A 25374-nucleotide genomic window follows, 5' to 3' on the forward strand; every position below is an offset into this window, starting at 1 on the left:
CCCCGTCGGGTTGTCTACGACCCGCGCGCCACGCCCAACAGGCCCTCCCAGTCCGGGATCTTCACCGACCCGCGCCCGAGCCCCCGCCCGAGCTCCGCCTCGGCCCGCTCGATCGCCCGCCAACCGTCCCACCGCACGGGCCGGGCCCCGGCCGCGAGCAGACCGCCCAGCGGATCCCGCGCGGGGCCGTCCCCCGTGACGTCGTCCAGCAGCGAGGCGACGGTCTCCTTGGCGCACGGCCGGTTGCTGCCGATCACGCCGGTCGGCCCCCGCTTGATCCACCCCGCGACGTACTCGCCCGGCGCCACCCGCCCCTCCCGCAGCACCCGCCCCGCCGTGTGCGGCACGGTGCCGGAGCCCTCGTCGAACGGCAACCCCTCCAACGGCACTCCGCGATACCCCACCGACCGCAGCACCAGCTCCGCCCCGACCACCTCGCACACCCCCGTACCGACCACGCCCCCGTGCCCGTCGGGCCGCGTCCGCTCGAAACGCACCCCCGCCACCCGCCCGTCGGGGCCCGCGAGCACCTCGACCGGGCGCAGGTGGAAGCGCAGATGGATGCGGCGGTGCGCGCCGACGCGGCGTGGGCGGGCCGCCCAGGTGCGCAGCACCTCCACGTTGCGCCGCCGGGCGGCGGGCAGGGCGGAGGGGTCGGCGTAGGCCGGATCGAGTGCCAACTCCCGCTCGTGCAGCACGATGTCGGTGTCCGGGAGGTCGCCCAGCTCGCGCAGCTCCTTGGTGGTGAAGCGGGCCTGCGAGGGGCCGCGGCGACCCACCATGTGCACGTCGCGCACCTCGCTCGCCGCGAGCGCGCCGAGCGCGGCGTGCGGCATGTCGGTGGGCAGCAGCTCGGGGGCGCCGCGGGCCAGCATCCGTGTCACGTCGACCGCCACGTTGCCGACGCCGATGGCGACGGCCGTGCGCACACCCCGTACGAAGCCGCCGTCGAAGGCGTCCGGGTGGGCGCTGTACCAGGCCACGAAGTCGGTCGCCGACCAGCTGCCCGGCAGGTCCTCGCCCGGCACCCCGAGCCGCCGGTCGGCCGCCGCGCCGACGCAGTACACGACCGCGTCGTACAGCTCCAGGAGCTTGGCGGGCGGCAGTGCGGGGCCGACCTCGACGCCGCCGAGGAAGCGCACCCGCTCGTCCTCCAGGACCGAACGCAGGTTGTTCTGGAGCGACTTGATCTTCTCGTGGTCCGGTGCGACGCCGTACCGCACGAGCCCGTACGGGCACGGGAGCCGGTCCAGCACGTCCACGAGGACGCCCGGCACCCGGTCCTGGGCCAGGAGCCCCTGCGCGGTGTAGACCCCGCTCGGACCCGAACCGACGACGGCGATGTGCGGCACGGGAGGCTCCCTCCGCCGGGGTGCTGATGTGTCTCAGCATGACACCGGGAGGCGCGGTGGGGGAGGGGGTGCGGCGCGGGCGGGCGCCCGGCGTCAGAGCATGTCGCGCATCCGCGAGATCTCGCTGGTCTGCTGGGCGATCACGTCGTCCGCCATCTCCTCCACCAGCACGTTGTTGCCGTCGCTCTTGACGTCCGTGGCCATCGTCACGGCGCCCTGGTGATGCGTGATCATCAGCTTCAGGAACAGCGCGTCGAACGCCTCGCCCCGCGCGGCCCGCAACTTCTTCAGCTGGGCCTGCGTGGCCATGCCCGGCATCGTGTCGTGCGCGTGATGGCCCTTCGGGGAGGTGTCGCGCCCGTACTTCTGGAGCCAGCCGCGCATCGCCTCGATCTCGGGGCCCTGCGCGGCGGAGATCCGCTCCGCCAGCCGCTTCACCTTCGCCGACTCGGCCTGCTTCGGGGCGAGTTCGGTCATCTTCAGCGCCTGCTGGTGGTGCGGGATCATCATCTGCGCGTAGGCGACGTCCGCGGAGTTCGGACTGTCGTCGGAGCCGCGCTTCGCCGCGTCCTTGGCCGACAGCGTCTCGGCCGCGTCGCCCGGCTTGCCCGGCGCGATGACCGAAGGCCCGCCCGACGCCCGGGAGTTGGCCCTGTCGTCGTCCGGGCCCCCCGAGTCGCACCCGACCAGCCCCAGCGCGGACACCGCCGCCAGTGCGGCGACAGCAACTTTCATGACGATTGCGTTGCCACCTATTGATCTGTGCATGAGGAAGACGATACTCGGGGAGATCCGTGAACCGTTCAAGTACGAGCGAAGTCACCGTCACCCAAGGAGACAACAGTGACCCTGTACTCCACCCGAACGCGCCGCAGACGCCTCGGAGTTGCCACGGCCGCCGCCGGGCTCCTCGCGGCGTTGCTCGCCGCGGGTCCCGCCGCGGCGACGCCCGACCCGGGCGACCGATCGGCGGCGCCGAAGAGCGTCTCGAAGAGCACCGAGGCCGAGGTCGAGAAGGCGATATCCGCCGGCTACATCCCCGGCCAGGACGAGATCGTCCACTCGGACAACATCCAGCACGTCACCAACATCCCGAAGGACGCGCTGCCCGGCACCAACTCCGACCTGGCCTTCCAGGGCAAGTACGCCTTCGCCGGGAACTACGACGGGTTCCGTGTCTTCGACATCAGCAACCCGAAGGCGCCGAAGACCGTCTCGCAGGTGCTGTGTCCCGGCTCCCAGAACGACATCTCCGTCTCCGGGAACCTGCTGTTCCTGTCCACGGACAGCTCCCGCAGCGACGACTCCTGCGCCTCCACCACCCAGCCGGCGACCGAGAAGTCGTCCTGGGAGGGCATGAAGGTCTTCGACATCACCGACAAGGCGAACCCGAAGTACGTCGCCGCCGTGGAGACCGCGTGCGGATCGCACACCCACACCCTGGTTCCGGAGAAGAAGAACGTCTACGTGTACGTCTCCTCGTACTCGCCGAGCGCGACGTTCCCGGACTGCCAGCCGCCGCACGACGGCATCTCGGTCATCAAGGTGCCGCGCAAGGCGCCCGAGAAGGCGGCGGTCGTGGGCTTCCCCGTCCTCTTCCCCGGTGAGGGCGCCGACGGCGGAGGCAACCCGGGCGCGCCCACCAACCCGGGCGTCTCGAAGACCACCGGCTGCCACGACATCACGGTGCTGCCCTCCAAGGACCTCGCGGCCGGCGCCTGCATGGGCGACGGCATCCTGTTCGACATCGAGGACCCGGAGAACCCGAAGGTCATCGACCAGGTCCAGGACAACGTGAACTTCGCGTTCTGGCACTCGGCGACCTTCAACCAGAAGGCCAACAAGGTCGTGTTCACCGACGAGTTGGGCGGCGGCGGCGCCGCGACCTGCAACGAGAAGATCGGCCCGAACCGCGGCGCCGACGGCATCTACGACATCGTCGGCAAGGGCGACAAGCGCAAGCTCGTCTTCAAGAGCTACTACAAGATCCCGCGCCACCAGGCCGACACCGAGAACTGCGTCGCGCACAACGGCTCGCTGATCCCGGTCAAGGGCAAGGACCTCATGGTGCAGGCCTGGTACCAGGGCGGCGTCTCCATCTGGGACTTCACCGACTCCTCGAAGCCCAAGGAGATCGGCTACTTCGAGCGCGGCCCGATCAGCACCGAGCAGCTGGTGGGCGGCGGCACCTGGTCGGCCTACTACTACAACGGCTACATCTACTCGAACGACATGGTGAAGGGCTTCGACGTCCTGAAGGTCAGCGACCGCCGCACGGACCCGGCCCAGAAGGTCCGGCTCGGTGAGCTGAACGTCCAGACGCAGCCGGACTACTTCGACTGACCGGACCGGTCGGCGTCGACAGCCGGTGCCAGCGGTTCGAAGTACCGTGAGAAGTCGGCCGGTCTGTCATGAGCGGGGCTCTCGTCGGACGACGCGTCATCCTCGTCGTCCGGCGGGAAGCCCAGCCGCCACTCCAGTTCGTACCGCCCGAACAGCTCGCCGCGCAGCGTCGCCATCGGCATCGGCGCGCCGGGCACCAGGATCGAGAACACGGAGCCCATCAACAGGGCGCGCAGCAGCGGATAGTCCCGCTCCACGTCGAGCGTCCCGTGCCGCACCACCGTGTCGCGCAGCAGCGCCGCGAGCCGCTGCTGCTCCGGGCACTGCACGAAGCCCTCGGCCTGAAGGATTCCCGCCATGTGCGTGCGCATGAGCACGGGCTGGTCGCGGGCGAGACCGAGGATCGCGTCGATCGCGCGGGCGAGCCGCTCGTCACCGTCGTCGAGACCGGGGCGCGGCTCCCGCTCCAGCGCCTCCTCCAGCGTGCGGTGCATCAGCCGGTGCACGGCGGACTGCAACAACTGCCGTTTGCCCGGGAAGTAGTACGAGACCAGACCACGCGCCGAACGGGCGCGGTCCGCGATGTCGCCGAGCGTCGTCGCGTCGTATCCACGCTCCCCGACGAGCTCCAGCGTCGCCTGAAGGAGCCGCTCGCGGGAACGTCGGCGCAACTCCTCATTGACCGATGCGCTGCGGGGGGACATCCTTGACTCCTGCGTTGACTGGCTCGCAGCCAACTATACTCAGCGCTTCCTGGCCGCCGGCCTGTTGGGGCGTGGTGTGCGCGGGAGGGCGGCCGTATTCCGGCGACGCGGGGGATCGTCGGAATACGGCCGCGTCATCTTCCGCGGTGGCACGTGCCGGTCCGCCGGGTGTCGCCGCGTCAGGCGCGGACCAGGTCGAGCACCGGACGCAGCCCGTCCGGACGGGCCCCGACCGGCAGATGGTCCACGAAGTGCACGGCGCAGCCGAGCCGCGCGGCGCCGCCGTCCGCGCGCCGGTCGTCACCCACCATCAGCGCGTCACCGGGCGCCACGCCCAGCGCCTCGCAGGCCGCCGTGAACAGCCGCGGGTCCGGCTTCGTCACGCCGTGCCGGTACGACAGGACGTACGCGTCGACGCAGTCGTCCAGGCCGTGCGCCGCGAAGACGGGCCGCGGGTCCCAGCCGATGTTGCTGACCACGGCCACCGGGAGGCCGAGCTCGCGCAGACCGGCGAGCACCTCGCGGGTGTCCGGGTAGGGCTGCCAGGCGGCGGGCGTCATGTGGCGGTCGTAGAGAGCGTCGTAGAGCCGCTCGTCGGGCAGCGGTACCTGGCGGGCGAGCCCCGTGTACGCGGCGCGGTGCCGGGTGGCGTCGACATCGCGGACGGCGACGAGTTCGGCGAGGTGCCGGGGCACCTGGGGCTGATGCGTGGAGGCGCCCGGCAGCGCCCCGACGGTCTCCAGGGCGGCCACCGCGCGGTCGAACTCCTCGGCGGGCAGGGTCAGCCCGGCGCCGTCGAGCCCGGCGCGCAGCCAGGAGTCGGTGGACTCGATGCGGAAGAGGGTGCCGGAGAAGTCGAACAGCACGGCTTTGATCGTCATGCGGTCGATCCTCCGCGCCGCAGAACGCGTGGGTCAAGAACGGGCGTTGGGGGCGAGCCACTTTCCGTACGCGGCCGCGGACAGCGTCACCGTGAGCGCGCCGAGCAGCCAGCCGCCGAGCACGTCCGTGGGCCAGTGCACGCCGAGCCACAGCCGGGTCAGCCCGACGCCGAGCACCGACACCACGGCGAGGGCGAGCGCGGTGCGCCACAGCGCGGAACCGGCCCCGTACCGGCGCAGCAGCCACAGGACGAGGCCGCACACCACGGTCGCCGTCATCGCGTGCCCCGAGGGGAACGCGGCGAAGTGCGCGGAGTCGACCGGGTCGGGCCACACCGGGCGCGGCCGGTCGACGGCCGCCTTGAAGCCCTGTTGCAGCAGCGTGCCGACCAGACACGTGGCCGCGATCCAGCCCGCGAGCAGCCAGTCCCGCAGCCGCCACAGCAGGGTCAGCACGATCACCGCGATCAGGGCCCGCATGGTCCACGGGTCCCACACCCAGTCCGTGAGGACCCGGTTGACGTGCGTGATGCCGGGTTCGTCGACGGCCGGTCCGTGCAGGGAGCGGACGACCGCGCGGTCGAGGTCCATCAGCGGGCTCCACCGGAGCGCGACCAGGAGGAGCAGGAGCACGAAGGGCAGGGCCAGTGCCGTGCTCAGTGCCGCGAGGGGAGCCGCGGGGCGGGTGCGGCGGGGCGGGGAGTCGAGCCGTGCCGGGTGCATGGGAAAGATCCTCGCTCATCGATCGCCGCGCGCGCCGTCCCGATGGCGGCGCGGCGTGTGGTGGTGCCCCCGTGCCCGACCGAGTGCCCCGGGACGCGCCTCCTTACCCCGGGTGATCCCGGACGCGGCCTACCCGAGCACCCGCAGCGCCGGCCCGAAGGTGACCAGCAGCGGGACGAGCGGGACGAGCGCCGCGGCCGCCGTCAGGCGCAGCCGGTGGCCGGGGGTGAGGCGCGACTGCGGCGCGAGCAGCCGGTGCACGCGCTGCGGGACGTGCGCCTGCGGCGTGGGGCAGGGGCCGAACACGCCACGGTCCTCGTTGAGTTCGACCAGCGCGAGCGCGATGCTCATGCGGCCGAAGCGGCGGGAGGCGACGTCGTCCGCCGCGAGCTCCACCAGACGGTGCATCTCGTCCCGGAACGAGGCGAACACCGGAACCTGCGGGAAACCGGAGGCCAGCGCGCCCGAGCAGTGCAGCAGCCAGTCGTGCCGCCACCGCGCGTGACCCATCTCGTGCGCGAGCACCGCGTCGATCTGGCGCCCCTTCAGGCGCTGCAACGCGGCCGTGGTGATGACCAGTTGGGGCGTCGCGCCCGACAGCCACCAGGCGTCCGGGCGCTTGCCCTCCAGGATCACGAGGCGGTCGGGGCCCGGCTCCTCACCGGGCAACAGCGGAGCCCGCTCCAGCAGTTCGGCCCGCCGCGCACGGCGCCTCGCCCGCGCGGCCCGCACCTCGCGCACCAGCATCGCCACCGTCCACGCCCCGCCCAGGGCGAGCGTCACGGCGACGGTGGCCGCCCACGGCCCGGCGGCCCGCAGCGCGTACGCGTCCACCACCCCGTGCGGCGCCGCCGCGAAGACATGGCCGCGGACCTCGCTCCAGGCCGCCGCCGCGCTCAGCGTCATCGACAGCACGCAGCACAGCAGCACCCCCGCCACCACGCACTGCCACGCCCACAGCGCGACGATCGGCTCCCGCTCCGTCCAGTCCGCGCGCGCGAGCAGCCGCGGCGCGATCAGGGCGGCGAGCGCGCCGAGCAGCAACAGTGCTACGGGGACCGTCATGGCCGTCACCCTATGAGGCGGGCGCTACCCACGGGTATGCCCTGGGGCGGCAAGTGACGCACGCCACGGTTTCGTTGAGCGCCGTCGAGGCGGATCCGCTCACATCGTGAGCAGCATGGCCAGCATCCCGATCCCCATCGACAGCCGGCACGCCCGCGCCAGCTCCGGGCGGTCGCCCCAGCCGCCCGCGACGGCCGGTCCCGCGCCCGCCGTGACCGGCACGAGACGCGCGCCCGACCACAGCACGTATCCGGCGAAGTAGAGCAGGAGCGCGCCCGTCAGTGCAGGACTGCCCGCGCCGCCGTGGTGGGCGTGCGCCTCGGGCCGTACGGCCATCGCCACGGCCATGTACGCCATGGCGAAGGTGCCCACGAGGTGGTGCAGGTGGTGGGCCCCGGTCCGGGCGGCCCACAGCGCGCGGAGCGCGGCGGCCCCGAACACGGCGGCGTACAGCAGCCACGCCCAGTACGGGGGCGTGAGCACCGCGGCCGGCACGGCCATCAGCGCCATCCCGAATCCCATCAGGGCCTCGCCGCCCGCCGTGCGGCGCTGCTCCTCGACGCCGCTGCGCAGGCGCAGCAGGCAGTACGCGCCGGTGGCCGCGCACAGCGCGACCAGCAGCCAGGCGGCCGAGAGCGGTCCGTGCACCGGATTCCCCATCCCGTCGTCGGTCGTGCGTCCTTCGTCCGATCGGGAGATGCCCCGGCGTGCGGGTGCGTATGGCGGCGCAGGGAAGCACACTAAATCATTTACGAGTAAAACATCTGTTAAGCTTCATGTATGAGCAGCACACCACCCTCCCCTCGAACCCCTGCCGTCCACCGCCTCCCGCTCGCCGGAGTGCTGCGCCTCAACAAGCCGTCCGACACCTGGCTCAAGCCCGCGACCAGCGTCGTCGTCGCCACCGCGATACCGAACCTGACGCTGCTCGCCCTCGGCCGACTCGACCTGGCGATGTACACGATGGCGGGCAGCCTGTGCGCCCTGTACGGACACCACCTCCCGTACGCGGCGCGAGCGCGCGCCCTCGCGTGGGTGATCGCAGGAATGTTCGCCAGTGTCGCCGTCGCCATGGTCGCCGCCTCGCTCGCCTCGTCCGCGGCCGTCCTCGTCGCCGTCGGCGCGCTGCTCGCCGCCGCGCAGAAGGGGCTCTGCGACGCCACCCGCGTCGGGCCGCCGGGACACCTGATCTTCACGTTCATCAGCTCCGCGACCCTGTTCGCGCCGCAGACCATCGGGCAGGTGCCCGGCCACCTCGCGCTGATGCTGGCCGCCGCGGCCGTCGCCTGGCTCGTCGGCATGGCGCCCGCCCTCGTACGCCCCCACGGGCCGGAGCGCCGGGCCACCGCCCGCGCCCTGAACGCCGCCGCCGCGTACGTCGAGCGGCCCGAGCACGCCCCCGGCCGCGGCGCCGCGGCCGGCGCCGTGCACGCCGCCTGGCAGTCGCTGCTCGCCACCGGGGCCCGCACCGAGGCGCGGCGCGCCCTGGAACGGCTCGTGCTGCGCGCCGAGGTCGCCATCGCGGCGCCCGCCGACACCGACGCGGCCCTGCTGCGCGCCTGGGCCGCCGGCCTGCGCGGCACCGGCGCGGTACCGCGCCCCGAGCGGATCGCCGGGATGGACGACGAAATGCTCGGCATCGAGGCCGAGCTCGCGGGCGGCACGCCCTCGCTGTGGCGGCGCATCGGGCCCGGCTCGCCCGTGCTGCCCATCGCCCTGCGCACGTTCGTCGGCTGCGCCCTCGCCGGATACGGCTCCCTCGCCCTCGGCGTCGGCCGCCCCTACTGGGCCCTCGTCACGGCCGCCTCCCTCTACCAGGCCAACCTCACGCTCTCCTGGAGCCGCGGCGTGCAGCGCGTCGTCGGCAACCTCGCCGGGGTGCTCGTCTTCGCCGCCGTCGCGCCGCTCGCCCACGCGAGCCAGATCGCCCTCGTGCTCTGTGTCCTCGCCTTCAACTTCGGCGCCGAGGCGCTCATCACCCGCAACTACTGGCTGGGCAGCCTCTGCGTGACGCCGATGGCGCTGCTCGTCACCGAGTTCGCCCGCTACCAGCAGCCCGGGGAGTTGATCGGGGACCGCATCGTCGACACCCTCGTCGGCGCCGTGCTCGGCATCGTCGCCGCCATCGCCGTCACCAACCGGCGCGCCACCGACGGCATCGAGCGCGCCCTCACCGCCTGCGACACCGCCCGCGAGAGCGCCGAGCGCACCCTCGCGCTGCCCGCGCCCGGCCACGCCGCCCTGGAGGCGGCCCGGCGGAGCCTCGTGGCGGCCGTCGTGGAGCTGCGGGCCGCCGCCGACACCGCAGCCGGGGAGTGGTGGCAGCGCGCGCTGCCCGAGGAGCGGGTGCTCGCCGCGGAACAGGCCGGGCACCGTACGCTCGCCGCCACGGTGCGCCGACAGGCAGCCGAGGCGGGCGCCGCCGCCCCGAGTGGTGCGAGCGCCCAGCAGTAGCGGATAGTGGCGGACGCACGACGTTCGGCCGATGAGAAAGGTCCGGGGCAGGCAGGCATGAGCACCCAGCAAGGCGCGGCGGCAACGGGGCCGCTCGACATCGTCTCGTCGGTCGTACGGCAGTGGCAGGCCGTACGACCCGACATCGACACCGCGCCCATGGAGATCATCGGCCGCATCAACCGGTGCGCCGCGCTGCTCCAGCAGGCGGAGGACGCGCCGCTCCGGCACGCGGGCCTGACCAGGGCCGAGTTCGACCTGCTCGGCACCCTGCGCCGCACCGGCCGCGAACTCACCCCCGGCGACCTCGCCCGCGAGACCTTCGCCTCCGGCGCCGCGGTCACCAAACGCCTCAAGCAGCTTCAGGAGCGCGGCCTGATCTCCCGCCGCGGCGACACCCGCGACCGCCGCGTCTCCCACCTGAGCCTCACGGACGAGGGCCGGGCCCTCGTCGACGAGGTGCTGCCGAGTCAACTCGCGTACGAAGGGGCCGTCCTTTCGGGCCTGGGTGACGGCAAGGACGCACAACTCAGCACACTGCTGGGCGAATTGCTGTTGCAGCTGGAGGGGCGGCTGGGCGGGGCCAGGCCCTGAGGACCTGCCGGGTCTCCAGGGCCTGCCCCCGCTCGCTCAGCGCGGCAGCGTCGCGCCCGCGATGCCGTACTCCTCGCGCCGCCCGCACATCCCGAGCCCGCCGTGCCGCGTCGGGCCCGCCGCATGCGCGGTCGACGCCGCCAGGTAGGCGTCGGCGTCGCCCTTCTCCAGGGCGTCGAGCTGGGCCCCCGTGCGTTCCGCCGCCGCCAGGGCGCCCGTGCGCCACAGTTCGCGCCACGCGGCGACGCGCGGGCGGACCAGGGCGGCGGCCGCCCGCTGGAACGTCCGCAGCGGTTCGGGGTCGCCCGCCTCCAGCGCCTCGCGCAGCGGCAGGTAGCCCTCCACCGCGAGGTCGCGGCGGCGGCGAGCGGCCGCCTCCGCGTCGGGGCCCTGCGGCAGTCTCGCCGCGGCCGCGTACGTCTCCGGGTCCGTCAGGTAGCGCGGCGGGAACGTGAACACCGCGTCGCCCGCCTCCGGCAGCCCGCTGTTCTGCATCAGGACGGTGACGCGCAGGTCCTCGCCCTGCACCATGCGGTGCACCGTGCCCGGCTCGAACCACGCCAGCGAGCCCGCCTCCAGAGGCGTGTCCCGGTAGCCGTCCGGGCTGAGGGTCTGGACCGCTCCGCGCCCGGACGTCACCACGTACGCCTCCGTGCACACCAGGTGCAGATGCGGGCTGCCGCCGCAGACGCCGTCCGTCGCCTCCCAGTCGTACGCGGAGATGTGCGACAGACCGATGCCGCCGGGCAGCGGCCGGTCCAGGCTCACCACGGCAGGGCCTTCAGACGCGCCGCCACCCGCTCCGTGTCCCAGGCGCCGTCCGCGACCACGATCCGGTACCGGTAGCGGAACGTCTCGCCCGCCGGCAGCGCGAACTCCTCGAAGAACGCCCAGGAGAACGCGACCGTCGGAATCGGCTCCGAGCGCACGAACCAGTGCGAGGCGTGGATCGCGTCCGCGTTCTCCGGCGCGTGCTCGAAGACGAGCGTCGAGTGGGCGTCCACGTCGTCGTGCTCACCGGAGAACGCCAGCCACGGGCCCTGCGTGCCCATCAACGCGCTGTCGGAGGCGTCCCCTTGGGGCCCGAAGACCTTCCCGCCGGTGAAGTCGCGCGGCCCGCGCCACTGCAACCCCGTGTAACCGGCCATCTCGCGCCCCGCCGTCGTCGGCGAGCCGAAGCGCAGGGCCTCGCCGTCGGCGCGGGTGTTCGTCAGCTCGATCGACCAGTCGACGGCGTACGAGCCGGAGTCCGGGTCCGCGGAGTGCACCCGCACCCCGCGCCGCTCACGGGCCCACTCGGCGCCGCCGTTCTCGATCCAGGTCAGGCGCTCGGTGAACTCCACCGCGTCGTCGCCTGCCTCCACGGCGTCGAAACCGTCGTGCCGCATCGAGCCGATGCGGTCGTGCAGCGGGAGGTAACCCTCGCCGTGCACATAGCAGTTGCCGCCCCAGAAGTTCTGCCCGGACAGGTGGCTGGCCGTCATCTGCAGGCCCTTGTGCCAGCGGTGGTCGTTGGGCCGGTACCCCGACACCAGGTTGCCGGACAGGGTGCGCAGCGGATGCACGTACGGCTTGCGGGCCTCGAAGGCCTCCGGGTCCGGCTTGTAGACGTAGGAGAAGAGATCGGTGCCTGTGGCGGTCGCGCGCACCACGACGCGGTCGCCGTGCGTGTGCGTGACCTTCAGGGAAGACGGGGCGCTGCTCAACTCTTCGGGCTCCAATCCGGGTGGTCTCCGTGCATCGAGGCGTAGAACGGGTCGCCGGGGCCGATCTCGCCGGCCGTGACCGTGCCGCCGGTGAACGCCGACTTGTACAGCGCCGCGGCGAACTCCAGCGTGCTGCGGGCGCTTCGGCCGCTGCCCGGCGGGCGGGTCCCCGCGTCGTACGCGTCCAGCACCGCGGTCAGCTGCGCGGTGTGCGAGCTGGGTGTGTCGGCGGTGGGCGCGGGCGGCTGCTCGGCGCCCGGGGCCGGGGTGTAGCGCCAGTTGTCGTTGCTGTGCCCGTACAGGTGCGTCAGCTCGACCGTGGCCTTCTCGCAGTCGATGCGGATGCGGCTCGTCTCGTCGGGGGAGAGCACGGAGTTGACGACGGTGCCGAGGGCCCCGTTCTCGAACCGCACGAGCGCGGTCGACACGTCCTCGCTCTCCGTGTCGTGCACCAGACGGGCCGCCATCGCCCGGATCTCGGTCCACTCGCCGAGCAGGTGCAGCATCAGGTCGTACTGGTGGATGCCGTGCCCCATCACGGGCCCGCCGCCCTCGCTGGCCCACCGGCCGCGCCAGGGCACCTCGTAGTAGGCGGCGTTGCGGTACCAGGTCGTCTGGCAGTGGGCGACGAGCGGACGGCCGAGCGTCCCCTCGGTGAGCAGCGAGCGGGCGTGCACGGCGCCCGAGCCGTAGCGGTGCTGGAAGACGACCGACGCGTACGCGCCACCGGCCTCCTCTGCCGCGGCGATCTCGTCGTACTCGGCGAGGGACAGGGTGAGCGGCTTCTCGCACAGCACCCAGGCGCCGGACTTCAGCGCCGCGACGGTCTGTTCGCGGTGGAACACCGGGGGAGTGCCGATGAGGACGAGGTCGGGCCGCGCCTCGTCGAGCATCGCGGTCAGATCGGTGTGCGCGGAGACGTCCGCGAACCCGGCCTCGGCGGCCTGGGCGCGGAACGTGTCGAGACGGCCCCGGTCCACATCGACGGCGGCGACGAGTTCGACGCGGTCGTGCAGGGCGGTGAGGGCGGGCAGATGGCTACCGGTGACGATCGCGCCCGTGCCGACGACGGCGGCACGCAGACGGGATCCCTGGCGGGCGGTGCTTGGCATGCGGGTTCCTCGCGGAGAGCTATCGGAGGGGAAAGCGCTTTCCGTTGCGTTGACCCTAAGCGGGGGGTGCGGGTCCGGACAAGGGGGCGACGGGGCCCGGCGCGCGTGGGCCCACCCGGTGGCGGCGTCCGGGTTGCGTGCTCCGTTCGCCCCGGGGGGGGGCAGCTCCGGGTTTCGCGCTCCGGTCGCCCGGGGGTGCGGTCGCGGGGCGCTGCCCCGGGCCCCGCTCCTCAATCGCCGGAGGGGCTCAGGGGGGGGGTCGTCCTCGGGTGTCGGCTGCCGGTCAGTCGTTCCGCCGTTTTGAAACGACTCAGTCAACTCCCGGTCGCCCGCCGGAAAACCCCCGGAATCCATTGACACGGGCGTGCGCTCCGGGTTCGTATGGAGCCCGCCTGCGGGTCACGGTCGTCCGGTGCGACCGTTCGCCGCTGTCGAACGCGGATGTCGTGACGGCGCGCGACCCGCGGATCCAGCAGGGTCACCGCCCCAGGCGAGCCGCCTTCCCTAAACCGTTTCAAGGACGCCTGCGAACGCGCGCCGTGCAAGCGCTTTCTGCGCCGCGAGCGGTGGCCGCACCACACCGAGGAGAGCTATGAGCGTGACCGCGTCAAAGGAGTCGCGTACCGCGGACGCGCCCGCCACCGGGCGGGCGATGTCGAAGAAGGCCGCGGCGAGCGGCTGGATCGGCAGTGCCCTCGAGTACTACGACTGGTTCATCTACGCCCAGGCGGCGGCGCTCGTCTTCCCCGGGATCTTCTTCCCGGAGGGCAACGCGACGATCGCCGTGCTCGCGTCGCTCGGCACCTACGCCGTCGGCTACGTCGCGCGCCCCATCGGCGCCGCCGTGCTCGGTCACTGGGGAGACAAGAAGGGCCGCAAGAACGTCCTGGTCCTGGCCATGTTCCTGATGGGCGTCTCCACCTTCGTGGTGGCGCTGCTGCCCACGTACGGGCAGGTCGGCATCCTCGCCCCGATCCTGCTGACCCTCGTCCGCCTCGTGCAGGGCTTCGCCGTGGCGGGCGAGTTGAGCGGCGCCAGCGCGATGATCATCGAGCACGCGCCGGACGGCCGCCGCGGCTTCCTCGCGAGCTTCGCCCTGCACGGCACGGTCGTGGGGCAGATCCTCGGCGCCGCGATCTTCCTGCCGATGTCGATGCTGCTGTCCGACGAGGCGTTCACGACGTGGGGCTGGCGCATCCCCTTCCTGCTCAGCGCGTTCGTCGTGCTCGCCGGCTACCTGATCCGGCGGCGCGTCGAGGAGACGCGGACCTTCGAGGAGCAGCAGGACACCGACGACCCGGAGGCCCACAAGGTGCCGTTCGTCGAGGCGTTCCGGGAGAACTGGCGGGAGATCCTGCGCGCCGTGTGCATGACGTTCGTCAACGTCATCGGTGTCACCGTCTCGGTGTTCGGCGGCGCCTACGCCACGCAGTCCGGCTACGGCGTCGGCATGAGCACCAGCGTCTACCTCTGGATCCAGATCGCCGCGAACGTGGCGGGCATGCTCGTCGTCCCGGTCTTCGGCCACCTCTCCGACCGCTTCGGCCGCCGCCCCATCATGATCGGCGGAGGGCTGGTCGCGGGCCTGCTCTGCTACCCGTACCTGTGGGCGGTCGGCTCGAACAACGTGCCGCTGACCTTCGTGCTCGCCGTGCTGTCCTGGGGTGTCGCCTACCAGTCCTGGAACGCCACGTTCGCCTGCTTCTTCCAGGAACTCTTCCCGGCGGCCCGCCGCGTCACCGGGTTCGCGCTGGCGCAGAACATCGGCCTGGCGCTCGTCGCGTTCCTCCCGACGATCTTCACGATGGTCGCCCCGCCCGGCTCCTCGGACGTGCCGCTCACCATCGGCACGCTCTGCCTGGTCATCACCGTGATCGCCTCCATCGCCACCTGGAAGTCCCCGGAGACGTTCCGCATCCCCCTGGACCGCCTCGGCACCCCGGACGCGGAGCCGCTGTCGCGGGAGGAGTACGAGAAGCTGCGCACGGCGAACCGTCGGAGTGCTTCCGGCGATTGAGAGCCCGGCCGGGCCCCACCCGAGCGTCGGGTGGCGCTCGGCTGCGCCGCGAGGGAGAGGGCCCGCAGCATGGAGGGCTGGAAGCGCTACCAGGCGGCGCTCGGCGAGATCCACCGGATCCTGCGGCCCGGCGGCGTGTTTGGCCTCGGGGAACCGATGCACCTGGAGGTGCCGATCCCCGAGGATCTGCGGTCGTACGTCACCAAGGGCGAGTTCTGCTGGGCCGACTACTTCAGCGACCTCAGCGGCACGGTCGCGCGCCCGCAAGCCTCGGTGACCCGAGCCGCCAACCCGGCCGGCTCGGGCGCCCCGGTCCGTCTCAGGTGATCGGCAGGTGCGGCTTCTCGGGCGCCATCGACCGCCCGTCGCCCCGCGCCTGGATCACCTCCCGCAACTCCTCGGCGGACAGATACGCGTCCGTCATCTCGAAGTCCCTGAGGGTCGCGGGCCGGTGGCGCTGGAATCCGGTGCGGACGAAGTCGTCGCCCGCGACCGCGTTGAGGGTCCAGTTGGCCGCCGTACGGAACCGCGCGGTCAGGGTGCGCAGCGCCCCGATGTGGTAGCCGCGCGCCACGACCTGGGCGGGCAGGCCGGTCAGCTGGATGCCCAGCGGCTTCGACACGGCCTGGATGCCGCCGAGGTCGACGACGAGGCCGAGGTCCTTGTGCCGGTAGGGCGTGAGCGGCTGACCGCGCAGCGAGGCGAGCACGTTGCGGGCCGCGGCCCAGCCCTGGCGCATCGCGTGCTGCGCCGTCGGCGGGCACATCGCGTCGCCGCCCTTGACGACGTCCGGGACGGCGGCCGCGTCGCCGAGCGCGAACACGCCGTCGAGCCGGGGCACGGTCAGTTCGGGCGTCACGACGAGCCGGCCCCGGTTGGTCTCCGCGCCGAGCGTCGCCACGAGCGGACTGGGCGCGACACCGGCCGTCCAGATCAACGTGTGGCAGGGCAGTTCCCGCCCGTCGGTCAGCGTCACCGTGTCCTCGGTGACGCTCGCCACCGACACCCCGAGGGAGACGTGCAGGCCGCGCCGCTCCAGGATGTCCATCGCCTTGTCGCCGAGCCGGTCGCCCAGTTCGGGCATGAGCTTGGGCGCGATGTCGACGAGGTGCCACTTGATCAGCTTCGGGTCGAGCCCGGGATAGCGCTTGACCGCGGAGGTCGTCAGGCGCTGCAAGTACGCGGCGGTCTCCGTGCCCGCGTAGCCGCCGCCGACCACCACGAACTGAAGGCGCGCCGCGCGCTCGGCAGGGTCGGAGCTGGCCGCCGCGAGGTCCAGCTGGGTGATCACGTGGTCGCGGATCCAGGCCGCCTCGGAGAGCGTCTTCACGCCGACCGCGTACTTGTCCAGGCCGGGGATGTCGAACTGCCGGGTCACGCTGCCCGGCGTGAGCACCAGGTAGTCGTAGTGCTCGACGGCGACCTCGCCGTTGATCTTCCGTACGACGACGGCCTTGGCCTGCGGGTCGATGCCGATGGCGCCGCCCGGCACGATGGCGGTGCGGCGCAGCATCCGGCGCAGCGGCACCGCCACGGACTGCGGGGTGAGCACGCCGGAGGCCACGTGCGGCAGGAGCGGCAGGTACAGCTGGTGTGCGGTGGGGCTGACGAGCCGCAGCACCGCCTCTCCCGGCTTGAGCTCCTTCTCCAGCTTGTGCGCGCACTCCATACCGGCGAATCCCGCGCCGATGATCAGGATCCGGGGGACGGACGACTTACGGGGAGCGCTGGTGTTCCGCGGAGCGGTCATGTCGGATCTCTCCTGGGGTCGGGCTGCGTGGGACCGGTGAGGCGTCGTCAGTCCTTGCGTATCCGGATCGGCGCGAGCGAATCATGGACACCCGACATCCTGCGTCCCCCACCGCCCTCCCGCACGCGAAGGAACCTCCCAACGAACTTTTCCGGCCGCGCCCCTTCAAGCCCCTGCGGCGATTGAGCAGCGGGGGCCGGGGCGGAGCCCCGTGGCGTCCACCACGGCGGCCCGAAACCCGGCCTAGGCCGTTCGAGCGAGACGACCACCGCCTCAGATCCCCGCCCGGTACCGGATCGGATGATCCTCCGGCACCTCCACGAACACGATCTCGTGCCCATCCGGATCCGCCACCCACATCTCCACCAGCCCCCACGGCTCCCGCAGGGGCTCCCGCACCACCGAAACCCCCCGCCCCACCAGCTCCTCACGCACCGCCCGCACATCCGCCACCTGCATCCACACCTTCAGACTCGGCACCGGCGCCTCCGCCGACCGCCCCGCCACCTCCAGGAACCCGCCGCCCAGGAAGTACACGGTGCCGCGCTCCGGCCCGGTGCCGAACTCCCGGTACACCGCGAGGCCGAGCGCCTCCCCGTAGAACGTCCGCGACCGCTCGGGATCGGTCGGCCGGATCAGGACCCTGCTGCTCAGTACGTGAACCATGCCGACGCAGCGTAGTGCGCCCGCGTTAACCTCGACGGCGCCCCACGCCCGTCGACCACGAAGCCGGAGAACCGCCCATGACCACCGTCGACCTCGCCTTCCGTGACGCCACGCCCGAGGACGTCGACGTCCTCGTCGCGCTCGTCGAGTCGGCCTACCGCGGCGACTCCAGCCGCGCCGGCTGGACCACCGAGGCCGACATCCTCCAGGGGCAGCGCACCGACCCGCAGGGCGTGCTCGACGTCATCGAGGCCCCCGACAGCCGGCTGCTCACGGTGGAGCGGGACGGCGCGGTCGTCGCCTGCTGCCAGCTGGAGCACCGCGGCGACCACGCGTACTTCGGCATGTTCGCGGTGAGCCCGTCGCAGCAGGGCGCGGGACTCGGCAAGACGATCATCGCGGAGGCCGAGCGCAGGGCGCGCGAGACGTGGGGCGTGACCGAGATGCACATGACGGTGATCGACGCCCGCGAGGAACTCATCGCCTGGTACGAGCGCCGCGGCTACCGCCGTACGGGAAAGTTCAGCCCCTTCCCGTACGGCGACGAGCGTTTCGGCATCCCGCAGCGCGACGACCTCCGGTTCGAGCTGCTGGTCAAGCCGCTCGACGCGTAGCCGCGCCGCTCAGGCCGTGAAGCGGCCGGTGCGCTTGATCTCCGGGTAGTCGGTGGTCGCGCCGTCCAGCCCGAGCGCCCGGACGAGCCGCAGGTCGTCCTGTGTGTTCACGACCCAGCCGATGATCCGCAGGTCGGCCTTGCGGGCGTGCTCGACGATCTCCTGGGTGAGCCGGCGGATGTTCAGCACGAGCGTCGTGGCGCCCGCGGTGACCGCCCGCTCCACGACGCCGGTGCCGTAGCGGCTGGCGACGAGCGCCGTGCGGACGCCGGGCACCAGCCGGGCGATCTCGGCGACGGCCTCGTCGTGGAAGGAGATCACCTCGACGCGGTGCACCAGATCGCGGCGCAGCATCACCTCGGCGAGCGCCCGCGCCGCCGCCGTGTCCTTGATCTCCGCCTGGAGCGGGGCGTCGACCGCGTCCAGCACCTCCTCGAAGACGGGCACCCGCTCGCCGCGCCCGGCGTCGAGGGCGCGGATCTCGGCGAGGGTCTTCTCGGCGATGGGCCCGTGGCCGTCGGTGGTGCGGTCGACGTCGGCGTCGTGCATGACGACGAGGGCGCCGTCCTTGCTCAGGTGCAGGTCGAGCTCGATGACGTCGAGTCCCCCGCGCTCGGCGGCTACGAAGGACCTCAGGGTGTTCTCGGGTTCGATCCCCATGGCTCCGCGATGCCCGATGGTGAGGAAGTTCAAGGTCGTCTCGCTTCCGTCGACTGCGGCTCGGTGCTGCCACGCGTACGCGACAGGACTCGCAGCCTAACGGCCCCCCTCCGCGATGGAACCGCCCCTGCGGGAAGCTCCGGAGTCGTGGGTTCTGGCGCCGACCACGCCGAGGAGCAGTCCGGTGATCACGGCGGCGACGAGGACGGCACGAGTACTCATGGCGGATGCGCTTTCCGGCGGTACGGGCAGAGGGGCAGGCCCGTCCTACCGGGCGGGCCGCCCCCGGCGCGAACCCGCTCACCCGGTCGTGGGCGCGTCCCCGTCGGCGTTGACCTCGGGAGCGGCGGGCAGCGCGTCGAGATCGGCCAACATGCCGCGTGCGAGCTCGACTTCGGCCACCAGACGCCGCTCGCTCCAGCGCAGCGCGATCTGCGGGTGCGCCCACGCCTCGACGCCCTCCGCCCGCGCGGCCGCGTCCCGCACCTCCTTCAACTCGCCCTCGGTGCGCGCCACATGCTCCTCGACGAGCGTGCGCAGCCGCTCCGGCGCCGCGAGATGCCCCAGCCACACCCGCAGCAGCACCGGGTGCCGCAGCGACACGGCGTGCGGGTCGGAACCGCCCGCCGCCCACTGCGCGAGCGCGTCCCGGCCCGCGCGCGTGATGGCGTACGTGCGCTTGGCCCGCGGCTCCTCCGGGCCCGAGCGCCGCGACGTGGCGTAGCCGTGCTCCTCCAGGCGGCGCAGTTCGGCGTAGATCTGGCTGAACGCGGGGGAGCCGTAGAAGAAGCGCAGCGAGGCGTCGGCCCACTTCTTCAGCTCGTACCCGGTCCGCTCACCGGGCGGGAAGGACAGCAGCCCGAGCACGGCCCAGGCGGTCGGCGGCAGCTGCGTGGTCGGCATGGCTCCGCATTGAAGTGAGCGGAGGTCACGGGCGCAAGAGGTCCGAACCGGCCGCCACCGCCGGCGGTCACCCGTCCTTGCGGCGCCACAGCCGCGCGGAGAGGTGGTGCTGGAGCGGCTGGCCGACGGCCGCCATGTCGTGCGTGAACGTGAGGGCGTCGCCCTCGACGGCGTAGCGGCGCCGCGTGGCGTCGACCTGCTTGGCGGTCGGGGTGCCGGCGACGGTGTCCGTGGCGAGGTCGACGGTCCCGGCGGCGACCTGCCCCACCATGACCTCCGCGATCCCGGTGGGCTGCGTGATCAGTGCCTCGACGCGCCCCTCCGGCTGCACCCGCCACCACCCGCTCTCCCGCGCGGCGGGCCGCACCGGCGCGTCGTTCCCGTCGATCAGCCAGGCCCGTGCCTCGTAGTGCAGGAAGGGCCTGCCGTCGTGGCTGAACGTGACCTCCTGCGCGTACGCGAAGTCGCCGTCCAGGGTGGGGTATTCGCCGCTGCCGCGGCCGTGCCAGCTGCCGAGGAGGCCGAGCACGGGCGCGAGCAGCGGATGCGGCTCGGGCGTCTCGCCGTACGGGTACGGGGGCGGCGGGGCGGGGTCGAACATGGGTGGCTCCTGGTGTGATCGGGTCGACGCGGGAAGCCTAGGGCCTGCCGTTTGGACCAGGTGCCGCCCGCGCAGCGCCTCAGGGCCGCGTCGTGGCGGCGTCCGGGCGATCCCCGCCCGCCTGCGCGCACAGGGCGCGCACCTCGCGCAGCAGCACCGGCCATTGCACCGCTCCGAAGGCGGCGATCGCCGACCCGAGGGACGTGAGGGCGGCCTTCAGGGGGTGGCCGTCACTGGCCTCGACGACCGCGGGAAGCGCCATGTGCGGCTGGGACACCGGGTACGGCTCGGTCGCGGCCCCCGAGGTGTCCGCCGCGAACGCGCGCGCGGGACCGGCCACGGACGCGGCGGCGTGCACCGGCGCCGGCTCCGTGGGCGGCACCGCCTGCCGGACCGTCCGGTCCGGAACCCGCGGATCCGAGGAGAGCACCTGGAACATCTCGTCCCAGTCGTCGAACGGCGCCGGCAGCGCCCGCCCTTCGTCGAGCGCCACGAGTGCGGGCGCCACCCAGGAGAGTCCGGCGATGCCGGCGACGGCGCACGCCCGCCGGGCGGCGTGCACGGCGACCGCGCGCTGCACCTCGGGGGCGGCGGCGTCCAGTTCATGGACGAGGGCGGCGTCGAAGCGGAGCAGGGTCCACGCCTGTCCCTCCACCGCGCGCAGGCTGTCACTGGGCGACCGCCCGCCCCACGCGCGCCGTTCGTGCTCCTCGTGCCGCTCGCGCTCGGCGCGTTCCTCCGCCGCGCGCGCCGCGCGTTCCTGCGCGGCGCGCTCCGCGGCCGTCGGCGGTGGTGGCACCTCGCGGGCGACCCCGTGCCAGTACGCGGCGATCTCGGACGTCTGCCGCACGACGCGGTCCGGCTCCGCGGGCGCGGGCCAGAACTGCAACAGGTAGCGGTCGGCCCGGGGACCGTCACCGCGGGTGTCCAGCGCGCGGCCCGCGTCCATGCCGGACGCGCAGTACCGCACGCGATGGTCGACCTCGTCGAGCCCGAGCTCCCACGCGTCCTCGCCTCCCCACTCGGTGAGGAAGGTGCGCGGCGACGCCGGCCGGAACGACACCTCGACGACGTCCTCCCAGCCGGGGGCGAGGGCGGGCTCCCGCGCGTGGACCTCCACGCTGAAACCGACGTGGCCCGTGTGCAGCCCGGTGACGAGGAACAGGAAACCGGGCACCGCGGCGCCGCACAGCCCGGACCGCTGACCGGCGAGGGCCTCGTGCGGGCCCGCCATGCGACCGTCGTCGCTCTCGACGTAGGCCTGCCCGTAGTGGACGTGGATCTCCCCGTCGACCGGCCTGCGCACCGCCGGGTCCCGCTCCATGGCTGTCACCGCCTCAGCCTCCCATCCCGCGGTACGCGATGTCGTGACTCTTCCCTTCTCTGACGGTCAGTCATATAGCTATTAGTCATACGGCACCCCCAACCCGCGGGAGGCACAGTGAAGTTCTCCGTCATCTTCGAGGCCCAGCTCGCCGACCCGACCGTCGAGCGCGAGCACCAATTGCTGCGGGACAGCGTCGAACAGGCCGTGTTCGCCGAGGAGATGGGATTCGACCGGATCTGGGCGGTCGAGCACCACTCCCTCAAGTGGTACGCGCACATGTCCGCCCCGGAGATCTTCCTGACCTGGGTCGCGGCCCGCACCACCCGCATCCGCGTGGGGCACGGCGTGGTGTGCATGCCGTTCAACTTCAACCACCCCGCGCGCGTGGCCGAACGCGCCGCGATGCTCGACCTGTTGTCCGGCGGGCGGCTCGATCTCGGTGCCGGGCGGGGCGGCACCACGCAGGAGACGTCGCTGTGCGGGGTCGACAAGGAGCGGACCGCGCAGGAGGTCGAGGAGGCGCTGCGGATCATCGGGAAGGCGTGGGAGAAGGACGAGCTGGAGCACCACGGGCCGCTCCTCGACATCGACCCGCACCCGATCCTGCCCCGCCCCGTCCAGACCCCGCACCCGCCCCTGTTCCTCGCAAGCAGCCGCACGGAGACGCTGCGCCAGGCCGCCGAACTCGGCGTGGGCGCCCTCGTGATGGGATTCGCGGGCCCGGAGGCGATCGCCGACATGCGCGGCGCCTACGACGCGGCGCTCGCGGCCCGCACCCCCGAGCGCCATGTCTCCTCCGTCGTGAACGACCACTTCTCGGTGCTGTGCCCGACGATCGTCCTCGACGACCGCGACACCGCTCGCAGCATCGGCATCCGCGGCCAGCGCTTCTTCGCGCAGTCCATCGGGCACTGGTACGGCGGCGCCGGCATCCCCGACGAGGCCGTCGTCGAGGGTGCGGACGAGGCGGCGGAGATGCGCCGCGCCGCCGAACAGGTCGTCGCCCGCCTCCACGAACACCGCATCCCCGTCCGCCCCACCGCCACGGCCACGTTCAACGCCGACCACGCGTACGGCACCGCCGACGACGCCATCGCCTACGTCGAGCGTCTTCGTGACGCGGGCGCCGACGAGATCATGTGCCTGATCCAGATGGGCACCGTGCCGCAGGAGGCGTGCATGGAGACGCTGCGGCAGTGGGGCGAGAAAGTCATCCCGCACTTCCGTGGCCAAGTGGGGGAGTGAGGGCCACAGTTGGGCGGGCGTGGCGCGTACGGCGTGACCGCTCGGTCCGCGCACTCCTGCGTCCGTGCGACCGACCGCTCGCGTGCCTTGCCCAGCTCCCGAGTCCCACCACCGGCGCACCCCCGGCCCCGTGCATCCGCCCCCTCCGTCCCAGGAGCCGCCCATGTCCCCCGACCCCGTCGACCGCCTCGCGCCCGAGGCCCGGCCGCTCGTCGATGCCATCGCCGCCGTGTTCCCCGACCTCGGCGGCACCGTCACCGACGCCGCCGAGGCCCGCCGCATCCTCGCCGCCGCCCCCGAGACACCGTTCCCCGCGCCCGTGGTCGGCGCCGTGGAGGACCGCCGGATCCCCGGGCCGCCGGGCGCACCGGCGATCCCCGTACGCGTGTACCTGCCGGAGCCGCGGTCCGGGCCCTGCCCCGTCGTGGTGTTCTTCCACGGCGGCGGCTGGGTCGTCTGCGGGCTCGACAGCCACGACCACACCGCCCGCCGCCTGTGCCGCGACGCGGGCGCGGTCGTCGTCTCCGTCGACTACCGGCTGGCGCCCGAGGCCCCGTTCCCCGCCGCCGTCGAGGACGCGTACGCCGCCGTGTGCTGGGTCGCCGACCATGCGCGCGAGCTCGGGGCGGACCCGGGGGCGCTCACCGTGGCGGGCGACAGCGCGGGCGGGAACCTCGCCGCCGTGGTCGCGCAGCTCGCCCGCGACGAGGGCGGTCCGGAGATCGCGCGGCAGATCCTCGTCTACCCGGCCACCGACGCCCGCCAGAAGTCCGGCTCCTTCGACGCCAACGCCGAGGGCTACTTCCTCACCGCCGCCCACTGCGTCTGGTTCCGTGAGCAGTACCTCGGAGCCGACGGCGACCCCGCCCACCCGCACGTGTCGCCGCTCCTCGCGGACAGCCTCGCCGGGCTGCCCGCCGCGCACATCGTCACCGCCGGCTGCGACCCGCTGTGCGACGAGGGGCGGGCGTACGCGAGGGCGCTGCGCGACGCCGGGGTCGCGGTCACGGAGGGCCACTTCCCGCGGATGTTCCACGGATTCTTCGGCTTCCCGGAACTCCTGGAGGACGCCCGCGAGGCCGTGGCGGGCGCGGCGGAGGTGATCGCATCGACCGTGCGCGACAGGAAAAACAGCGGTGATCTAGGGGGTATGGCAGGATAATTTCCCGCACCTCCCCTTGTGGTCGAGAACCTCGCGCGCATACGGTGTCCTTACGCGAGGTTCTCCCGTGGAGGTTGGGACATGACGGAAATTCTTGTGCAGGCTGGTGCGGAGGGAAAGGTTTCTCCGGCCCAGGTGCCCGGTGCCAGGGTGGTGGACCACCCGGCCTGGCCCTTGCTCAAGGACGCCGTGGAGGAGTTCAGGCCGCTGCAGAGCAAGGACGGGTCGATCGACTTCGACGCCGACGGCGCCCCCGCGAAGGCCGACGCCGAGCGGATACTCGGCCGTGTCGTCGCCGCGGTCGAGGAGCTCGCCCCGCTGCTGCCGCACGACGCCGCGTACCACGAGGCGCTCGTGCGCGACCTGCGCCGCTGGTCCGACGGCGGCTTCCAGGTCCCGGACTTCCTGGACTCGCTGCTCGCCTTCCAGCCCGCCGCACAGCGCCAAGACGGCCTCCAGCACCTGGTGGTCTTCCCGATGTACACGCAGAACGGCAACCCGGACCGGAACCTGGAAGCCGTCGTGCTGAAGATGGTCTGGCCGGAGTGGCTCGCCGAGCTGGAGGCGACCCGCTACGACAACCCGCTCTTCTGCGGCATCACCTTCGAGGACTTCACCTCCGGGTACGACACGAACTCGGCGGTGCTCTTCCCCGAGACGATCGCCGTGCGCGAGGCGCCCGAGCGCTTCTCCTGGGGCGGCATCTTCTGCGACCGCGAGGCGGCCCGCTTCCGGCGCGTCACCGAGGCCGCCGTCGACATCCTCGGCGTCGAACTGCCCGCGGACATCCGGGCCATGGTCGCCGACCAGGACCGCTGCCAGCAGGCGTTCGTGCTGTGGGACATGGTCCACGACCGCACGCACAGCCACGGCGACCTGCCCTTCGACCCGTTCATGATCAAGCAGCGCCAGCCGTTCTGGATGTACGGCCTCGAAGAGCTGCGCTGCGACCTCACCGCCTTCAAGGAGGCCGTGAAGCTGGAGGCCGACGGGGTCCCGCAGGCGCGCGACGTGCAGTACGCCGTGCTCTTCGACCGGATGTTCCGCTTCCCGGTCACCGGCGACCGCGTCAAGAACTACGACGGCCTGGGCGGCCAGCTCCTCTTCGCGTACCTGCACAAGCACGACGTGGTGCGCTGGACGGACAACAAGCTGCACATCGACTGGCAGCGCGCCCCCGAGGTCACCAACCAGCTGTGCGGCGAGATCGAGCAGCTGTACCGCGACGGCATCGACCGCCCCAAGCTGGTGCACTGGTTCGCCGCGTACGACCTCGTCTCCACGTACCTGGCGCCGCACCCCGGCTCCCGCTGGGCGAAGGGCCCCGATGCCCTGGACACGTCGCTGCCGCCGCGCAAACTCGTCGACGAGGTGCTTCCCGACGAGTTTCCGCTCAGCATGTTTTATGAGGCGCTTTCGAAGAAGCTGAAGACCGTGATCGCCTCCACGAAGGGGATCACGGCGCAGAGCACCGAGCGGGTGGCCGCGTGAGCCA

26 protein-coding genes are annotated in these 25374 nt (G+C 72.7%); 9 read left to right on the top strand and 17 right to left on the bottom strand.

Annotation, left to right across the window (positions count from 1 at the left end; genetic code table 11):
* Positions 1-14: 14 nt before the first annotated feature.
* Positions 15-1352, bottom strand: a complete 1338-nt coding sequence (locus ACYBSK_RS13795) for a ferredoxin--NADP reductase domain-containing protein (RefSeq protein WP_460246257.1) — start codon at positions 1350-1352, stop codon at positions 15-17.
* A 93-nt stretch (positions 1353-1445) separates the two neighbouring features.
* Positions 1446-2087 carry a DUF305 domain-containing protein gene (locus ACYBSK_RS13800; protein WP_460246258.1) on the bottom strand — a complete coding sequence of 214 codons (642 nt, stop codon included), beginning with the start codon at positions 2085-2087 and terminating at the stop codon, positions 1446-1448.
* 114 nt (positions 2088-2201) lie between these two features.
* On the opposite strand from ACYBSK_RS13800, the gene ACYBSK_RS13805 reads away from it, so the two are divergent.
* Positions 2202-3695, top strand: coding sequence for an LVIVD repeat-containing protein (locus tag ACYBSK_RS13805; RefSeq protein WP_460247022.1), 1494 nt, complete (start codon positions 2202-2204; stop codon positions 3693-3695).
* Here the strand turns inward: ACYBSK_RS13805 and ACYBSK_RS13810 are convergent.
* The 5 genes from ACYBSK_RS13810 to ACYBSK_RS13830 form a co-directional block, all read right to left on the bottom strand.
* A complete protein-coding gene (locus ACYBSK_RS13810) occupies positions 3683-4399 on the bottom strand; it encodes a TetR/AcrR family transcriptional regulator (RefSeq protein ID WP_457477351.1) in 717 nt (238 codons plus the stop codon). The genes ACYBSK_RS13805 and ACYBSK_RS13810 overlap by 13 nt on opposite strands.
* A gap of 179 nt (positions 4400-4578) precedes the next feature.
* The gene (locus ACYBSK_RS13815) at positions 4579-5280 is read right to left on the bottom strand and encodes an HAD family hydrolase (protein WP_457477352.1); all 702 of its coding nucleotides are present in this window, start codon (positions 5278-5280) and stop codon (positions 4579-4581) included.
* Between the two features lie 33 nt (positions 5281-5313).
* Positions 5314-6003 carry a phosphatase PAP2 family protein gene (locus ACYBSK_RS13820; protein ID WP_460246259.1) on the bottom strand — a complete coding sequence of 230 codons (690 nt, stop codon included), beginning with the start codon at positions 6001-6003 and terminating at the stop codon, positions 5314-5316.
* Between the two features lie 129 nt (positions 6004-6132).
* Positions 6133-7068 carry a M56 family metallopeptidase gene (locus tag ACYBSK_RS13825; protein ID WP_457477354.1) on the bottom strand — a complete coding sequence of 312 codons (936 nt, stop codon included), beginning with the start codon at positions 7066-7068 and terminating at the stop codon, positions 6133-6135.
* Positions 7069-7167: 99 nt separating this feature from the next.
* Positions 7168-7716, bottom strand: a complete 549-nt coding sequence (locus tag ACYBSK_RS13830) for a DUF5134 domain-containing protein (protein ID WP_457477355.1) — start codon at positions 7714-7716, stop codon at positions 7168-7170.
* Positions 7717-7848: 132 nt separating this feature from the next.
* Between ACYBSK_RS13830 and ACYBSK_RS13835 the strand changes: the two genes are divergently transcribed.
* Positions 7849-9522: an FUSC family protein gene (locus ACYBSK_RS13835; protein ID WP_460246260.1), complete on the top strand. Its 1674-nt coding sequence runs from the start codon at positions 7849-7851 to the stop codon at positions 9520-9522.
* 57 nt (positions 9523-9579) lie between these two features.
* Positions 9580-10116: a MarR family winged helix-turn-helix transcriptional regulator gene (locus ACYBSK_RS13840; protein WP_457477357.1), complete on the top strand. Its 537-nt coding sequence runs from the start codon at positions 9580-9582 to the stop codon at positions 10114-10116.
* A 36-nt stretch (positions 10117-10152) separates the two neighbouring features.
* On the opposite strand, the gene ACYBSK_RS13845 is transcribed toward ACYBSK_RS13840, so the two are convergent.
* From ACYBSK_RS13845 to ACYBSK_RS13855, 3 genes are read right to left on the bottom strand one after another with little or no spacing between them, the layout of a single operon-like run.
* The gene (locus tag ACYBSK_RS13845) at positions 10153-10887 is read right to left on the bottom strand and encodes a cupin domain-containing protein (protein WP_457477358.1); all 735 of its coding nucleotides are present in this window, start codon (positions 10885-10887) and stop codon (positions 10153-10155) included.
* A complete protein-coding gene (locus tag ACYBSK_RS13850) occupies positions 10881-11822 on the bottom strand; it encodes a DUF6807 domain-containing protein (protein WP_460246261.1) in 942 nt (313 codons plus the stop codon). Before ACYBSK_RS13850 ends, ACYBSK_RS13845 begins: the two co-directional genes overlap by 7 nt.
* Complete coding sequence (locus ACYBSK_RS13855) at positions 11819-12934, bottom strand: Gfo/Idh/MocA family protein (RefSeq protein ID WP_460246262.1); 1116 nt, start codon at positions 12932-12934, stop codon at positions 11819-11821. The genes ACYBSK_RS13850 and ACYBSK_RS13855 overlap by 4 nt, the downstream gene beginning before the upstream one ends.
* A 598-nt stretch (positions 12935-13532) precedes the next feature.
* Between ACYBSK_RS13855 and ACYBSK_RS13860 the strand changes: the two genes are divergently transcribed.
* Together ACYBSK_RS13860 and ACYBSK_RS13865 are read left to right on the top strand one after the other, a co-directional pair.
* Positions 13533-14951 (top strand): MFS transporter, encoded by a 1419-nt coding sequence (locus ACYBSK_RS13860; RefSeq protein WP_460246263.1) that lies wholly within the window; start codon positions 13533-13535, stop codon positions 14949-14951.
* A 69-nt stretch (positions 14952-15020) separates the two neighbouring features.
* Positions 15021-15278 carry a hypothetical protein gene (locus ACYBSK_RS13865; protein WP_460246264.1) on the top strand — a complete coding sequence of 86 codons (258 nt, stop codon included), beginning with the start codon at positions 15021-15023 and terminating at the stop codon, positions 15276-15278.
* Here ACYBSK_RS13865 and ACYBSK_RS13870 read toward each other — a convergent pair.
* Entirely contained in the window at positions 15271-16701 is a 1431-nt protein-coding gene (locus ACYBSK_RS13870) for an NAD(P)/FAD-dependent oxidoreductase (RefSeq protein ID WP_457477363.1), read from the bottom strand. The genes ACYBSK_RS13865 and ACYBSK_RS13870 overlap by 8 nt on opposite strands.
* Before the next feature lie 273 nt (positions 16702-16974).
* Positions 16975-17367 carry a VOC family protein gene (locus ACYBSK_RS13875; protein WP_460246265.1) on the bottom strand — a complete coding sequence of 131 codons (393 nt, stop codon included), beginning with the start codon at positions 17365-17367 and terminating at the stop codon, positions 16975-16977.
* Positions 17368-17444: 77 nt separating this feature from the next.
* Here ACYBSK_RS13875 and ACYBSK_RS13880 point away from each other — a divergent pair, with 77 nt between their 5' ends.
* Positions 17445-17981 (top strand): GNAT family N-acetyltransferase, encoded by a 537-nt coding sequence (locus tag ACYBSK_RS13880; RefSeq protein WP_457477365.1) that lies wholly within the window; start codon positions 17445-17447, stop codon positions 17979-17981.
* 9 nt (positions 17982-17990) lie between these two features.
* Here the strand turns inward: ACYBSK_RS13880 and ACYBSK_RS13885 are convergent, their stop codons facing one another.
* The 5 genes from ACYBSK_RS13885 to ACYBSK_RS13905 all read right to left on the bottom strand — a co-directional run bounded on the left by ACYBSK_RS13885 (position 17991) and on the right by ACYBSK_RS13905 (position 21469).
* Positions 17991-18674: a glycerophosphodiester phosphodiesterase gene (locus tag ACYBSK_RS13885; protein ID WP_457477366.1), complete on the bottom strand. Its 684-nt coding sequence runs from the start codon at positions 18672-18674 to the stop codon at positions 17991-17993.
* 63 nt (positions 18675-18737) lie between these two features.
* The gene (locus ACYBSK_RS13890) at positions 18738-18863 is read right to left on the bottom strand and encodes a hypothetical protein (RefSeq protein WP_457477367.1); all 126 of its coding nucleotides are present in this window, start codon (positions 18861-18863) and stop codon (positions 18738-18740) included.
* 78 nt (positions 18864-18941) lie between these two features.
* Entirely contained in the window at positions 18942-19544 is a 603-nt protein-coding gene (locus ACYBSK_RS13895) for a PadR family transcriptional regulator (protein WP_460246266.1), read from the bottom strand.
* 67 nt (positions 19545-19611) lie between these two features.
* A complete protein-coding gene (locus tag ACYBSK_RS13900) occupies positions 19612-20145 on the bottom strand; it encodes a heme-binding beta-barrel domain-containing protein (RefSeq protein ID WP_457477369.1) in 534 nt (177 codons plus the stop codon).
* Positions 20146-20224: 79 nt separating this feature from the next.
* Positions 20225-21469, bottom strand: a complete 1245-nt coding sequence (locus tag ACYBSK_RS13905) for a hypothetical protein (RefSeq protein ID WP_460247023.1) — start codon at positions 21467-21469, stop codon at positions 20225-20227.
* Positions 21470-21586: 117 nt separating this feature from the next.
* On the opposite strand from ACYBSK_RS13905, the gene ACYBSK_RS13910 reads away from it, so the two are divergent.
* From ACYBSK_RS13910 to ACYBSK_RS13920, 3 genes are all read left to right on the top strand, one after another.
* Positions 21587-22717 carry an LLM class flavin-dependent oxidoreductase gene (locus ACYBSK_RS13910; RefSeq protein WP_460246267.1) on the top strand — a complete coding sequence of 377 codons (1131 nt, stop codon included), beginning with the start codon at positions 21587-21589 and terminating at the stop codon, positions 22715-22717.
* 163 nt (positions 22718-22880) lie between these two features.
* The gene (locus ACYBSK_RS13915) at positions 22881-23879 is read left to right on the top strand and encodes an alpha/beta hydrolase (protein ID WP_460246268.1); all 999 of its coding nucleotides are present in this window, start codon (positions 22881-22883) and stop codon (positions 23877-23879) included.
* Between the two features lie 81 nt (positions 23880-23960).
* Positions 23961-25370 carry a DUF6421 family protein gene (locus ACYBSK_RS13920; RefSeq protein WP_460246269.1) on the top strand — a complete coding sequence of 470 codons (1410 nt, stop codon included), beginning with the start codon at positions 23961-23963 and terminating at the stop codon, positions 25368-25370.
* The last annotated feature ends 4 nt before the right edge of the window (positions 25371-25374 follow it).

This window comes from Streptomyces sp. BYX5S (assembly GCF_054724165.1).

Excerpts from the sequence above, each read along its gene's own strand:
- ACYBSK_RS13800 (WP_460246258.1), bottom strand. The coding sequence starts at position 2,087 with ATGAAAGTTGCTGTCGCCGCACTGGCGGCGGTGTCCGCGCTGGGGCTG.
- ACYBSK_RS13810 (WP_457477351.1), bottom strand. The coding sequence starts at position 4,399 with ATGTCCCCCCGCAGCGCATCGGTCAATGAGGAGTTGCGCCGACGTTCC.
- ACYBSK_RS13815 (WP_457477352.1), bottom strand. The coding sequence starts at position 5,280 with ATGACGATCAAAGCCGTGCTGTTCGACTTCTCCGGCACCCTCTTCCGC.
- ACYBSK_RS13820 (WP_460246259.1), bottom strand. The coding sequence starts at position 6,003 with ATGCACCCGGCACGGCTCGACTCCCCGCCCCGCCGCACCCGCCCCGCG.
- ACYBSK_RS13825 (WP_457477354.1), bottom strand. The coding sequence starts at position 7,068 with ATGACGGTCCCCGTAGCACTGTTGCTGCTCGGCGCGCTCGCCGCCCTG.
- ACYBSK_RS13835 (WP_460246260.1), top strand. The coding sequence starts at position 7,849 with ATGAGCAGCACACCACCCTCCCCTCGAACCCCTGCCGTCCACCGCCTC.
- ACYBSK_RS13840 (WP_457477357.1), top strand. The coding sequence starts at position 9,580 with ATGAGCACCCAGCAAGGCGCGGCGGCAACGGGGCCGCTCGACATCGTC.
- ACYBSK_RS13855 (WP_460246262.1), bottom strand. The coding sequence starts at position 12,934 with ATGCCAAGCACCGCCCGCCAGGGATCCCGTCTGCGTGCCGCCGTCGTC.
- ACYBSK_RS13865 (WP_460246264.1), top strand. The coding sequence starts at position 15,021 with ATGGAGGGCTGGAAGCGCTACCAGGCGGCGCTCGGCGAGATCCACCGG.
- ACYBSK_RS13870 (WP_457477363.1), bottom strand. The coding sequence starts at position 16,701 with ATGACCGCTCCGCGGAACACCAGCGCTCCCCGTAAGTCGTCCGTCCCC.
- ACYBSK_RS13875 (WP_460246265.1), bottom strand. The coding sequence starts at position 17,367 with ATGGTTCACGTACTGAGCAGCAGGGTCCTGATCCGGCCGACCGATCCC.
- ACYBSK_RS13880 (WP_457477365.1), top strand. The coding sequence starts at position 17,445 with ATGACCACCGTCGACCTCGCCTTCCGTGACGCCACGCCCGAGGACGTC.
- ACYBSK_RS13890 (WP_457477367.1), bottom strand. The coding sequence starts at position 18,863 with ATGAGTACTCGTGCCGTCCTCGTCGCCGCCGTGATCACCGGACTGCTC.
- ACYBSK_RS13895 (WP_460246266.1), bottom strand. The coding sequence starts at position 19,544 with ATGCCGACCACGCAGCTGCCGCCGACCGCCTGGGCCGTGCTCGGGCTG.
- ACYBSK_RS13900 (WP_457477369.1), bottom strand. The coding sequence starts at position 20,145 with ATGTTCGACCCCGCCCCGCCGCCCCCGTACCCGTACGGCGAGACGCCC.
- ACYBSK_RS13905 (WP_460247023.1), bottom strand. The coding sequence starts at position 21,469 with ATGGAGCGGGACCCGGCGGTGCGCAGGCCGGTCGACGGGGAGATCCAC.
- ACYBSK_RS13915 (WP_460246268.1), top strand. The coding sequence starts at position 22,881 with ATGTCCCCCGACCCCGTCGACCGCCTCGCGCCCGAGGCCCGGCCGCTC.
- ACYBSK_RS13920 (WP_460246269.1), top strand. The coding sequence starts at position 23,961 with ATGACGGAAATTCTTGTGCAGGCTGGTGCGGAGGGAAAGGTTTCTCCG.